This is a genomic window from Salisaeta longa DSM 21114, assembly GCF_000419585.1.
Classification (GTDB): Bacteria; Bacteroidota; Rhodothermia; order Rhodothermales; family Salinibacteraceae; genus Salisaeta; species Salisaeta longa.
On record NZ_ATTH01000001.1, the window covers coordinates 2,581,273 to 2,594,627 of the forward strand.

Below are 13,355 nucleotides of genomic sequence, written 5' to 3' on the forward strand. Positions count from 1 at the left end.
GGAGGGATGCGATGGATGCGGCGACGGATCGGTGCTACTGAAGAAAATGCGGGACCGGACGCGCTTCTTCGGGAAATGCTTTGGCGGCCAGCGCGCGCTTCCGTGCGTCTAGGTCGGGCACGAGAGCGTCGTACGCGCCAAACGCCCAACTGCTTGCCGCGTCCAGGTCGGGGCGCATGGGAAACGTACCGGTGCGCAGGAGGCGCATGAGGTGGCGGAGGGTGCCGTGCAGGGCGGTCTCGGCGCGTTCGTCGAGCGGCCACGACAGGCGGTTGCCCATCTCTTTCACGGAGAAAAACGCGTAGCCTGATTCTGCAACTGGACGGTCGAAGTGTTGGTGTGCAACGGCTCCGTAGAGCGCCCACTGCAGCGTCTCGCCGTGCTTCAGGGGCCACTCGGTGTCGAAGCTGTAGCGGCTGCCCGTCTTGTAGTCCCACAGGTGGAGCCGGCCGTCGGCGGCCGTGTCGATGCGGTCGATGCGGCCACGCAGCGGCACCGCCGCACCGTCGGGGAGCCTCAGGCGGAAGGGCCCCGCGTCGCCCCGCCGCTTGCGGGCGCCCCGGTAGCCAAAGCCCCACTCTACGTGTAGCGGCTCGAAGGCGTCGGCGCGCTGCCGCTCGCTTTCCACAAACAGCCGGGCCGGAAGCATCAGTCGTTTGCGGATGCTATCGCGCGACGTGCCCGCCCCGATGTGGTCGCGGGCCGCCCAATCGTCGATGCACGCGTCGATGTGGTCCATCAGCCGCTCGTGGGCCGCGTCGGTAGCCAGCGCCTCGGGGTCTTCGCGCATGAACTGCTCGAAGGCCCGGTGCAAGATGGCGCCCTTGCGCAGTGCATCGAGCCACGGCTCGTCGTGCAGCGCAGGCTCGTTGAGCGGTCGCACGCGCAGCACGTACTTCACGAAGTAGGCGTAGGGCGAGGCGGCGAGCGTCTGCAGGCGGTTGGCAGAGAGGGGCGCGCCGCGGTACGACGGGTCGAGCGGATCGAGCGCCGGGTAGTCGGCGGCAGACAGCAGGCCGTCGTAGGCGGTGTAGCGGTCGGCGGCCCGCGCAGCCCGCGCCTGTTCGCCATCGCGTATCCACGGGTGCTGGGCGTGCAGCGCAGCCCGCGCCGTAGACCACGCCGTGGAGGGGGGCGGATCGCCGGCCGCGGGCGGGGCCGATGCCGGGTGGGTAGCTACGAGCCACGCCTCATCAGCCGACAGGGCCGGAAGCTGCGCCGGCGGCACGAATCCTTCGCGCGCGGCAGTGCCGGGCGGTACCTGGTGGGCGGCGAGGTGGTCGCGGTACAGCGTCGAGGCAAACCGCTCCTCGCCGGTGGCCGGATCAAAGTGCATCGCCACGAGCGTCTGCGCCCCGGTGTGCCGGTCGAGGGCCGCGCGAAAGCGCCAGGCGGCGGCATCGGCGGCGCGGCGCGGGTGCGCCACGGTGGCGGCTTGCTCCTCCGAGAGCGTCGCCCGCACCGGCCCGCGCAACACCGGGTCGTCGAGCGAGGCCACAGCGGTCGTCTCGTTGTCGAGGCCCACCACGTACAGATCGGTGCGCCCCATGAAGCCGGCGCTGTCGAGCGGTACGATATGCAGCGCCCCGGGCTGCGGCCGCCGCGCGCCCACGTACCGCGACGTAAGTTCGTTGCGCAGCACCGGCAGCACGGCGCCCAGCGACTGGGGCGGGTCGACCGCAAGGGTGCGCCACTCCGGAAAGATCGTGGCGTGCAGCACGCGATGCGCCACCTGGTCGTACGTCCCGGGGCGGTCTGTGGCACCGGATGCGCTGGGAAGCGGGGGACGCTGCGTACCGAGCGGGCAGGCATCGAGCGACGGTCCGAAGCGGTCGAGCAGGGCTTCGCTCCAATCGGCCATCGCGCCGACCGTCACCGGTTCCGGGAGGGAGCCAATGACGTCGCGGAGCCACGCGCGCACCACCACGAGCCGGTCGTGGGTGCGCTGGCGCTCGTCGGTGGACGCCTCGGCGCAGCGGTCGATGCGGGCCGACAGGATCTGCTCGTAGCCGTTGCGATGCGGCGGGTAGCGGCTTTCGGCGAGCAGCGACGCGGCCTGTGGCCCGTCGACCGTTGGCGCGGTATCCAGCGCCGCGTACCAGTGGCCCGGATCGTTGGCCGCGGCGTCTTGTTGCCGGCTCAGCCACGGCCCAATCCGCAGGAGGCGGGCGCGCAGCAGGTGAATCAGTTCGTCGGCGGCAAAGCCGTTCGCCAGCCATCGGTAAGCGCCGATGAGCGCCTGAAACGGACGCAGCGTGGGCCCGGGCAGGCCCGGCCCGGCGGTCGCGGGCACCCCCGCCTTTTCGGCCTCATCAATCAGCAGCGGGAGGTAGGGCTGGGAGGCCGCGTAGGCGATTTCCACCTGGTCGAGGGGCGTCTCGCGATCCAGGATGCGCCGCAGGACGGCGCGCACCTCGCGGATGGGACCGGCGGCGCGTACTGGTGTGATGTGGCGCGGCCCGCGGGGTTCGGCACGAAGCTGTTCGATACCGGGGCGGTCGCCCAAGAGCGCCGCGGCGGTATGGGCCGGCGCCTGGTCGCTGCGCGGCGGCGCGAGGGTGTAGGTCTGGGCGCTGTGGTCGCGCAGGGCCAGCACAAGCTGCAGCGCCCGCTGATGCAACTCGGTCTCGCCCGGAACGGCGACCACCGCCTGTGGCGGCACACGCTGCGGCACGGATGCGGCCGCCCACCGAAAGACATCGGCGCGGTCGTACAGGCCCTCCGCCTGCAAGCGATCCTCGTAGGCTTGCAACAAAGCGGGCAGGTACTGCGCCAGGCCCGCGGCATTGCGCCCCGGAAGATCGGCGGGCGTTACGTTGGTCGCGCGCAGCGTGGCAAGTGCGTCCGCCAGCGGCCGCACGAGGCGCTCCGGCGCGTCCAGCGCGGCGTCCTCCATCGCACGCAGCAGATCGCCCACCAGCACCTCGCGGCCCACGCCGTCAATGAGCCGCTGATCGGGCGGAAGGCGCTCGCTAGCCAGTTCTTTCGCCAGATGCCACGGCGTAATGCACCGCAGCCCGCTGCAGGGCGCCACCGAGCGTGCGACGGCCGTCACCAGGGCGCGCCCCAGTTGCTGATACGGCACCAGCACCCACTTGGGCGCTAACGGATGCTTGGTACAAAGCCGGGCGACCTGATCCACAATGGTGCTGACGGCGGCGGGCGATGCCGAAGGAGACGAAGCATCCATACACGAAGCGCGAGAAACGAGGGGCTATCCGATGCAGCCGTAACGAGCACCCGAAGATTCAGGTTCGCGGCAAGGTCTGATCAACGCGTACGTTGCGTAGTCTACCATCGGCGCGCGCATCCCCGGACGTGAAAGGTCTGCTGTATCACGGCTTGGGGGTCGCGCTCGCTCCGTTCGCTCGCAGTGACAACAGGGTAAAATGAGGGGGCGATACGTCAATGGTTCAGATGGCCGTTCGGGCCGGTTTGTGCAAGTGTACGCCCAACGTGCGAAAGCAGCAGCCCCCTGCTTGTCATCGCGAGGACTGACCGGAGGGAGGGACGTGGCGATCTCCATGTACGGGCAGGAGCGTCCCATTGCGGAGATTGCCCCTTAAAGGCACTGACTTCCAGGATGTGACGCTGATTGCACTGTGCGGCAGGTTTTTGCTCGTTTGCGGAGATTGCACCTACGGCATGACCTAAAGGCCCCCGCGCTCCTTTCAGTCGCTCGCAATGACATGAGTGGTTGGATGAGCAATGACATGAGTGGTTGGATGAAGGGTCAAGCGCCGATGGTTCAGATGGCCGTTCGGGCCGGTTTGTGCAAGTGTACGCCCAATGCGCGAAAGCAGCAGCCCCCTGCTTGTCATCGCGAAGAACGAGTGCACGTGGGGGGACGTGGCCAACACGTTACACCCCGGCGCGGCCCGCGCAAGAACAGCCGCCGCCGCCCGCGCGTGGATCAACCGTTCCTCTGTTTGTCAAACCGCTGTGCTTATGTCCGCCAAGGCCCCGCTTATTGCGCTGCGCGACGTCGTGAAGTCGTACCAGGAAGGCGATACAACCCGCACCGTGCTCAACGGACTCGATCTCTCGCTCGACGGCGGCGCGTTTGTGGTGCTGATGGGCCGCAGCGGTGCCGGCAAAAGCACACTGCTCAACATCATCAGCGGCATCGATCGGCCCGACGCGGGCCGCGTGCGCATCGGCGACACCGAGCTTACCACGCTCAACGAGACCGAACGCACGCGCTTCCGGCGCCGACACATTGGGTTCATTTTTCAGTCCTTCAACCTCATCTCCACGCTCACGGTGGCCGAGAACATCACGCTGCCCCTGGAGCTCAGCGGTGCGCTGGATGACGCAGCGGAGCAACGCGCCCTGGAGGTGCTGAACCGCGTGGGCGTGCCCAACCGCGGCGACAGCTTCCCCGATCGCCTCTCCGGCGGCGAACAACAGCGCGTCGCCGTGGCGCGCGCCCTCTCCACCGAGCCGCTGCTTGTGCTGGCCGACGAGCCCACCGGCAACCTCGACTACGAAACCGGGCAGCAGGTGCTCGATCTGCTCACGACGCTCGTCCGCGATACCGGCACCACACTGCTTGTTGCCACACACGATCGCGCCCTGGCCGACCGTGCCGATCGGGTGCTGACGCTGCACCAGGGCCGCCTCACCGAGGCCCGCCTCCAGGACGTGGCCGCCGCTTCTTAATCCGTCTTTTCTTGTCGTCCGCTTCGGTATGACTCTCCTGCAGCGCGCCAGTTTTCGGTACCTCACGCGGCATCCGTGGCTCATGGGCCTTTCGGTGCTGGGCGTCGCCCTGGGCGTGGCCGTCGTCGTATCAATCGATCTGGCCAACACCAGCGCCAGCCGCGCCTTTCGCCTGTCGGCCCAAACCGTGACCGGCAAGGCCACCCATCAGGTGGTGGGCGCCGCGAACGACCTCTCCGGCGATGTTTACCGCCGCCTCACGGTGCAGCTGGGCCTCAGGAAGGCCGCGCCCGTGGTGGAAGGCTATGGAGCGCTCGCGCCCTCCGGCCGTACGATGCAGGTGCTAGGTGTCGATCCGTTCTCCGAGGCACCCTTCCGGCCGTACGTCGCCACCGGCGCGCAGGGCATCGACGTGGGCACGTTCATCACGCGGCCCACGGCGCTCATGGCCCAATCCACCGCGCAGGCCCTGGGCGTGCAGGCGGGCGACACGCTGCGTCTGGCCGTAGAAGGCGTGTCGCACCGGCTCGTGGTGGGCGCGCTGCTACGGCCCAAGAGCGAACGCACGCGCAGCGCCATCCGCAACCTGCTGGTGGTGGACATCTCGACGGCGCAGGACCTCTTTGACATGCCCGGGCAACTGTCGCGCATCGACCTCATCGTTCCCAAAGGGGCGGACGGGCGGCCGACGCTCGCGGCGATCCGATCCGCGTTGCCGCCGGGTGCGCAGCTACGGCCTACGGGCACGCGCACCTCGACCATCGCGCAAATGACCCGCGCCTTTGAGCTGAACCTTACGGCGCTCAGCCTGCTCGCGCTGGTGGTGGGCGCGTTTCTCATCTACAACACGATGACGTTTTCGGTGGTGCAGCGGCGTGGCCTCATCGGGCGGCTGCGGGCGCTGGGCGTCACGCGGCGGCAAGTCTTTGGCCTGATTCTGGGCGAGGCGGCGCTGCTGGGCCTTGCGGGCACCGCCCTGGGATTGCTGGGCGGCATCGTCCTGGCGCTGGGGCTCGTGCAGCTCATCACCCAAACCATCAACGACCTCTACTTTGTGGTGACGGTGCGCGAGCTCTCGGTGGCACCGTGGACGCTCCTGAAGGGCGCGGCCCTGGGGATGGGCACCACGTTGGCGGCGGCCCTCCCGCCGGCCCGCGAGGCCACGCGCGCAACGGTGAGCACGGTGCTGCAGCGCTCGGCGCAGGAGACCTCAATCCGGATGCTGGCGCCGCGCCTGGCGGGGGCGGGGGCGGTGGTGGCGCTTGGGGCAACGGCGCTGCTGCTGTGGCCTACGCGCAGCATCTGGATGGGCTACGCCGGGCTGCTGGGCGTGCTGGCCGCGGCGGCGCTCGTCATTCCGCTGGTGGTGTGGGGCCTGGCGCGCGGCGTGCGTCCGCTCATGGGGCGCCTTGCCGGCGTGCTGGGCCGCATGGCGGCGCGTGGGGTGGCCACTACGCTGAGCCGCACGGCCGTGGCCATCGCGGCGCTCACCATCGCGGTGGCATCCACGGTGGGCGTGGGCGTCATGATTCAGAGCTTCCGCGGCACGGTGGTGTCGTGGCTGAGGCAGGCCCTGCAGGCCGACGTGTACGTGCAGCCGCCCAGCCTCGTCTTCCGGCGCTCGAATGCCACCCTGCAGCACGACACGGTGCACCGCCTCAAGACCACCGCGGGCGTCGCGTCGAGCCACACGGTGCGCCGCGTCACGGTGCGTACCCGCGACGGACAGGCCGAGCTGGTGGCCGTGGCCCCCGGCCCGCAGATCGAGGACATCTACCGGCTGAAAGCGGGCGACGCCTCCGCGATCTGGCCGGCGTTTCAGGGCGGGTCGTTTGTGCTGGCCTCCGAACCGTACGCCTACAAGCACCGCGTGGCGGTGGGCGACACCGTGCGCCTGCAAACCGACCGCGGCTGGCGGGCGCTGCCGGTGCGCGGCATCTACTACGATTACGGCTCGGATGTGGGTACGCTGCTCATGAGCCGCTCCACCTACACCGGGCTCTACGACGACCGCGGCATCTCGGGGCTCGCGCTCTACGCGGCGGACGGCCAATCCGTAGACGCGCTCATTCAGCGGATGCGGGCGCGGCTGGCCGGCAGCACGCAGGACGTCATCATCCAGTCCAACAAGACCCTGCGCGAGGCGTCCCTCAAAATCTTCGATCGCACGTTCACCATTACGGCCGTGCTGCGCCTTCTGGCCGTTATCGTGGCGTTCATTGGCGTGCTCACCGCGCTGATGGCGCTGCAACTGGAGCGGCAGCGCGAGCTGGCGGTGCTGCGCGCAACGGGCATGACGCCGCCGCAGGTGGGCGGCTACGTGACGCTGCAGACGGGGCTTATGGGTCTTATGGCGGGGCTGCTTGCGCTCCCGCTGGGCTACCTGCTGGCGTACGTGCTGGTGCACGTCATCAACAAGCGCTCGTTTGGGTGGACGCTGCAGGTGACGGTCTCGGGCGAGGTGCTACTGCAGGCGGTGGCACTGGCGCTGGTGGCGGCGCTGCTGGCCGGGGCCTATCCGGCCTACCGGATGATGCAGGTGCGCCCGGCCACGGCACTCCGTGAGGACTAGGCTGTGTTTGAACTCGCGCGCTCCGTAGATTTTTCAAACACAGCGTAAGCCGTTGTCCCTGCATCACACAGGCGCGCCGGATCGCATCGCTGCAACCCGGCGCGCCCACTATCTGAACCGATGATGCGCGCTACGCAGTGACCGGATCCGCGTCCTCGATGCGCGTGCCCAGCACCTCCAGGAACGACGCAAGCCACGGCACATGCTTCGACCAATCGGGGGCCGTTACCAAGTTGCCGTCGACCACGGAGCCGCTCTCGGGCGCAACGTACGTGCCACCGGCGGCCTCCACCTCGGGCGCGCACGCCGGGTAGGCCGAGCAGCGCTTGCCCTCCAGCACATCCGCCGCGGCAAGCAGTTGGGCCGCGTGGCAGACGGCGGCGATGGGCTTGTTCTCGTTCGCAAAGTGCTGCACGATCGAAATCACGCGGTCGTTGAGGCGCAGGTACTCCGGCGCACGGCCGCCCGGCAAACAGAGGGCGTCGTAGTTGGCCGGATCGATGTCATCAAACGTGGCGTTGAGGGCAAAATTGTGCCCCGGCTTCTCCGTGTACGTCTGGTCGCCCTCAAAGTCGTGGATCGCCGTTTTTACCGTTTGGCCCTTGCGCTTCTCGGGGCACACCGCGTGGACCGTGTGACCCACCATCTGCAGCGCCTGAAATGGCACCATCGTCTCGTAGTCTTCGCCGAAATCGCCGACGATCATCAGGATGTCTTTTGCCATGTCGTCACCTTGCCGTTTGTTGAAGAACGCGTGCAGGGTATAGACCGCCTGAACGGCCGATAAGATTCCCGCGCGCCGACCGTCAACGAATTGTTACGGGTCGTTGACGGCGGTCGTTGGGCGCGACCGCGCGGCCCACCAGTGGTCGAGGCTGTAGCGCCCGGGGCCCGTAAGCAGTAGCGCAATAAACACGGTGAGCATCTCGGTGGCGTGCCAGGGTCCGCCGTCAATGGCGCCGCTGATGTGCCCCGCCGCGGCCACGAGCATGGTGGCGCACAAAAACGCGAGCGCCGGGCGGAAAAACAGGCCGAGCATAAGGAGCAGACCGCCCACAAACTCCGATGCCGCGCCCAAAAAGCCCCACACCGTGGGCCAAACCGTGATGCCCAGCACGCGCATCTTCTGCCCGAGGCCGGCCCACTGCTCCGGACCGCCAAAAATCTTCGCCGCGCCGTACACAAACACAAACGAGATGCCAATGCCGATGCGCAGCACCAGCACGGCAGTGTCGACCGAAGCCCAACGCTTAACGTCTGTCATTGCGTTCGTCATTTTTTTGGAGAATGAGTGAAGGCTGACAACGCACAAGCGCGGAGAGCGGTTCACAGGTCAATCGCACGAGTCATCGTGAATCCGCTCTGAGCGCTTCAAAGTCAGCCCCTGCTTCCGCGGTATGGCGTCGTCATTTTGCACATCACTCCTGAACGGCTACAGCACGAATAAGCACAATTGACGCAAGGGCCCTGGGCATCTTGGAAGGAAGGCTAGGTCATCCTGGAAGGGGGGGCGCAAGGTCATGCTGGAAGTGCAATCTTCGCAATGGGGCGTTCCTGCTCGGACATGGAGATTGCCACGTCACTCACTCCGTTCGCTCCTCGCAATGACACATTGATGTTTGCTTTTTCGTACGCTGCGCGTGCAGATGAATAAATTAACCCTAACCACCATCTGAACGATTCACGTATCGTTTCTACATTTTACACTCTTGTCATTGCGAGCGAGCGGGCCTTTAGGTCATGCCCGTGGTGAGGCCGCAAGGTCATCCCGGAGGGGGTCTTTAGGTCATTCCGTGAGTGCAATTTCCGCAGACGAGCAAAAATCTGCCGCATAATGCAATCAGCAAGACATGCGAGAAGAACAACGGCACGAGGAATCGTGAATCCGCCGTGAGCACTTCAAGTCAGCTCCTTCTTCTGGGGCATGTCGTCCCCATTCTGCAAATCACTCCTGATCGGTATCAGTCTGACCCTCCAATTGGTGCGGTTGCCTTGGGGCCGTTCATACCACAAGTGTCCTCTCAGCCGACACAGCGCGCTGTGTCGGTACGCGTTCAGGTGCACCGGTGCGATCACGGCCCGGTGCAGGGATGTTGGGGGGGCGAATGCAAAAAGGCACGCCCAGCCTATGGCCCGACGTGCCCGTTGCTGCGAATGCGTTGCGCCAGGTTTACAGCTTGGCGTCTACGCTGTACTTCCCGGGGCCCGCGATAAGCACCACGGCGAAAGCCAAGAGGTACAAGACGGCCATCTCGGGACTCCCGTTGCCGGTCATCAGGTGCATGAGCATGGCCATGCCCATCGTGAGAACGACCAGGAGGGACGCCGGACGAGCCGCGAGGCCAATCACCACCAAGAGCGACCCTGCAAACTCAGCAATGGCTGCCAGAAAGCCCCAAAAGGCGGGGGCAAAGTCGAGCCCAATCAGCGCGGTGGCGCCGCCCACCTGCGCCCATGCTTCCGTGCCGCCGGTGATTTTCCCCAGGCCGTGCCCCAGCGCCAGGTAGAGGCCCGCGCCCACGCGCAGCACGAGAAGTCCTAAGTCTTTGTCTCCGCTCCAGTTCGATCCAATCATCGTCGTGTGTCAAAGTGTGTGTGGCAACAAGTATTTGTGGAAGGTACAGGCGCCCGGGGCAGAAGTGACAGCCGCGATCTATATCTTAGCAGAACCGTTACGTTTGGCGCCCGCGCACTAGTCGATCGTCCAGGTATCGCCGCTGTGCAGCAGGTCGTGCAGGGTGCCCGCGCCTTTCTTTTCGGTAACGGCTTCCAGCTGCTGATGCACGAGATCGCCGTACGTGGGCCGCGCTTCTTGATAGAGCACGCCAAAGGGCCGCGGCAGGTCGTCCTCCCAAAAGATGCGCCCCAGCAGGTGGGCCATCTGCCGGTCGGACGTGTCGTAGACGAGGCAGTCGCTCACCGACCAGCGATCGCTCTCCAGGTCGATGGCCTCCAGCGAAAGGCCGTCCAGGCGCAGCCCCTTCGTGCCGTTGGCATACGTCAGCGGCTGTCCGTCCTCCACAAACAGCGCGCGCTCGGACTTCGTGTCGCGCTCGGTGAATTCGAAGAAGGCGCCGTCGTTGAAGATGTTGCAGTTCTGGTAGATCTCCAGAAAAGACGCCCCGGCATGCGCGTGGGCCGCTTTCATCAGGGCCTTCATGTGCTTCGGGTCGCGGTCCATGGTGCGCCCCACGAACGACGCATCGGCCCCCAGCGCCACCGCCACCGGGTTAAAGGGCGCATCCACCGAGCCGTACGGCGTGCTCTTGGTCACCTTGCCGAGCTCCGAGGTCGGGCTGTACTGCCCTTTGGTAAGGCCGTAAATCTTGTTGTTGAACAGCAGGATTTGCGTGTCGATGTTGCGGCGCAGGGCGTGAATCAGGTGGTTGCCGCCAATGGAGAGCGCATCGCCGTCGCCCGTCACAATCCACACGTCGAGCGCCGGGTTGCTCACCTTCAGGCCGGTGGCAAACGCCGGCGCGCGCCCGTGAATGGAGTGCATGCCGTACGTGTCCATGTAGTACGGGAAGCGCCCCGAGCAGCCGATGCCGCTGATGAACACGACGTTCTCCTTGTCGACGCCCAGCTCGGGCAGCACGCGCTGCACCGTTGAGAGGATGGCATAGTCGCCGCACCCCGGGCACCACCGCACGTCTTGATCCGACTGAAAGTCTTTGCGGGAGAGGCCGTTGCCGCCGCCGTCGCCGCTAAACCCGGGCGGCATGGCGGGTTTTTTGCCGGGGCCCTTGGGTTTTTTGCCGGGGCCCTTGGGTTTCTTCGCGCCCGGCGGGCCGGCGGGTTTTTTCGTGTCGGAAGGGCCTGCGGGCTTCTTGGTGCCGCTGTCTTTCGAAAGGCCCGGCGGCAGGTTGGGCTTTTTGGTGTTCGGCTCCTTCGAACCGTTGGTGGTGTTGTCAGCCATAACGAAACGTCTGAGAAGGCAAGTGCAGCAAAAAGGGGCGCGCGGCGTAGCCGTTAGCCAAGGTGGTTCTCGATGGCCGCCACAATTTCCTCCGCCCGGAAAGGGCGGCCCTGAATTTTGTTGAGCGGCTGAAAGTCGCGGAGGTAGGTGTCGCGCAGCAGGCGGATGAGCTGCCCGTTGTTCAGCTCGGGCACGAGAATGGTCTCGAACCGATCCAGGATCTCCTCCAGGTCGCGCGGCAGCGGGAAGACATGCCGCAGTTGCACGCGGCCCACGCGGCGCCCGCTCTCATTCACGCGTTCCACGGCCTCTTCGATGGCACCCTTGGTGGAGCCCCAGCCCAGCACCAGGAGCTCGCCTTCGGTGGCGCCGTGCACCGCCGTGGGCGGGTAATCCTGTGCCACTCGCTCAACTTTCGCGGCCCGCGTCTCCACCATCCGCTGATGATTTTCCGCATCGTACGACACGTTGCCGGTGCGTGCTTCCTTCTCCAGCCCGCCAATGCGATGCTCCAGCTTGGGCGTGCCGGGCCGGGCCCACACGCGGGCCAGGGTGTCCTCGTGGCGCACATACGGCAGAAACTGGTCGTTGCCGTCGTCGTCCTTGTGCATCGTGCGGTCTGTAGGACCGGTCTCGAAGCGCACATCGAACGGCGGCAGGTCGTCAATCGACGGGATGCGCCACGCCTCCGAGCCGTTGCCGAGGTACCCGTCGGCCAGCAGCATCACCGGCGTCATGTACTTCGTGGCGATGCGCGCGGCCTCGTACGCCGCATAGAAGCAGTCGCCCGGCGAGGTGGGCGCGATCACCGGCAGCGGCGCCTCGCCGTTCCGGCCGTACAGGGCCTGCAACAGGTCGCCCTGCTCCGGCTTGGTGGGCAATCCGGTGGAGGGCCCGCCGCGCTGCATGTTAATCACCACAAGCGGCAGCTCGGTCATCACGGCCAACCCAATCGTCTCGGTTTTGAGCGCAACGCCCGGACCGCTCGTGGCGCACACGCCCAAGTTCCCACTAAAGCTGGCCCCCACGGCCGAGCCCACCGCCGCAATCTCGTCCTCGGCCTGGAAGGTGATGACGCCAAAGTTTTTGTGCTTGCTAATTTCGTGGAGGATGTCGGAGGCCGGCGTGATGGGATACGAGCCGTAGAACACATCCAAGCCGCTTTGGTCGCCCGCCGCCACAAGACCCAGCGCCAGCGCCTGCGCGCCGCGGATGGCCCGGTAGGTGCCCGGCTTCATGGCCGCCGCATCGACGGTGTAGCGATGCCCGATGGCCTCAATCGTCTCGCCGTAGTGCGTGCCCTTGCGTAGCACGTGCAGGTTGGCGTCGCGGATCGCCGGTTGGTCGGCAAACTTCTGGCGGATCCAGTCCTCGGCGGGCGCCACGGGCCGCGAGTACATCCACAGGGCGAGCCCCAGCGCAAACATATTCTTGGAGCGGTCCACCTGCTTCTTCGACAGCGAGGTGTCGGCCAGCGCGTCGCGCGTGAGCGTCGTCAGCGGGATCTCGATCACCTCGTAGTCGGCCAGTGAGCCGTCCGTCAGCGGATTGCTGTCGAGGTCGGCCAGGTCAAGGTCGCGGTCGGCAAACGCATCGGTGTTTACGGCGATGGTGCCGCCGGTGCGCACGCGATGCTTGTGCACCTTGAGCGCCGCCGCGTTCATGGCAATGAGGAGGTCTACCTTGTCGCCCGGCGTGTGAATGTCGACGGCCCCAAAGTGAAGCTGGAAGCCGCTCACGCCATAAGTAGTGCCCGCCGGCGCGCGAATCTCCGCGGGGTAATCCGGGAGCGTGGCGAGGTCGTTGTGGGCATAGGCCGAGGCCAGCGTAAACTGCGAGCCGGTCAGTTGCATCCCGTCGCCCGAGTCGCCCGCAAAGAGGACCGTAGCTTCGGGAATGGATGTGGGGGCGGCGGTGTCGGGTGCGCTCATGCAGGCACGCGATCGGTTATTAGATTGATTCTAAATTGGAGCACATGTACGCGCCGTTTCGAGGGATGATTCGTCGCGTAATCCTCCGGCAGCGCCAACGAAGGCTCGCAAGCAAGGTTCATCCGGCCGCCCGCGTGTAGCGGATGGGTTACGTCTGCAGGGCAGGGCCGGCGCCGTACCGTGCCTCATGGCTGGCGGATCGCTGCGCGCCTCGTTCGCTCCATGACACCCGTTGCGCGCTTGGGTGTACCATGCACCGACCGCTGATTTG

At 66.4% G+C, this 13,355-nt stretch carries 8 protein-coding genes; 2 read left to right on the forward strand and 6 right to left on the reverse strand.

What is annotated here, in order from left to right:
• Positions 1-34: 34 nt before the first annotated feature.
• Positions 35-3,190: a PD-(D/E)XK nuclease family protein gene (locus SALLO_RS0110775; protein ID WP_022836313.1), complete on the reverse strand. Its 3,156-nt coding sequence runs from the start codon at positions 3,188-3,190 to the stop codon at positions 35-37.
• 758 nt (positions 3,191-3,948) lie between these two features.
• Between SALLO_RS0110775 and SALLO_RS0110780 the strand changes: the two genes are divergently transcribed.
• Entirely contained in the window at positions 3,949-4,662 is a 714-nt protein-coding gene (locus SALLO_RS0110780) for an ABC transporter ATP-binding protein (protein ID WP_028567158.1), read from the forward strand.
• A gap of 28 nt (positions 4,663-4,690) precedes the next feature.
• Positions 4,691-7,234 (forward strand): FtsX-like permease family protein, encoded by a 2,544-nt coding sequence (locus tag SALLO_RS18800; protein ID WP_022836315.1) that lies wholly within the window; start codon positions 4,691-4,693, stop codon positions 7,232-7,234.
• Between the two features lie 130 nt (positions 7,235-7,364).
• Here the strand turns inward: SALLO_RS18800 and SALLO_RS0110790 are convergent, their stop codons facing one another.
• From SALLO_RS0110790 to SALLO_RS0110810, 5 genes are all read right to left on the reverse strand, one after another.
• Positions 7,365-7,958 (reverse strand): DJ-1/PfpI family protein, encoded by a 594-nt coding sequence (locus SALLO_RS0110790; RefSeq protein ID WP_022836316.1) that lies wholly within the window; start codon positions 7,956-7,958, stop codon positions 7,365-7,367.
• A 93-nt stretch (positions 7,959-8,051) separates the two neighbouring features.
• Positions 8,052-8,498 (reverse strand): DoxX family protein, encoded by a 447-nt coding sequence (locus tag SALLO_RS0110795; RefSeq protein WP_022836317.1) that lies wholly within the window; start codon positions 8,496-8,498, stop codon positions 8,052-8,054.
• A gap of 906 nt (positions 8,499-9,404) precedes the next feature.
• The gene (locus SALLO_RS0110800; protein ID WP_022836318.1) at positions 9,405-9,809 is read right to left on the reverse strand and encodes a DoxX family protein; all 405 of its coding nucleotides are present in this window, start codon (positions 9,807-9,809) and stop codon (positions 9,405-9,407) included.
• 117 nt (positions 9,810-9,926) lie between these two features.
• On the reverse strand, positions 9,927-10,958 hold the full coding sequence (locus tag SALLO_RS0110805; protein WP_407689960.1) for a 2-oxoacid:ferredoxin oxidoreductase subunit beta: 1,032 nt from the start codon (positions 10,956-10,958) through the stop codon (positions 9,927-9,929).
• 248 nt (positions 10,959-11,206) lie between these two features.
• Complete coding sequence (locus SALLO_RS0110810; protein WP_022836320.1) at positions 11,207-13,084, reverse strand: 2-oxoacid:acceptor oxidoreductase subunit alpha; 1,878 nt, start codon at positions 13,082-13,084, stop codon at positions 11,207-11,209.
• Positions 13,085-13,355: the final 271 nt, after the last annotated feature.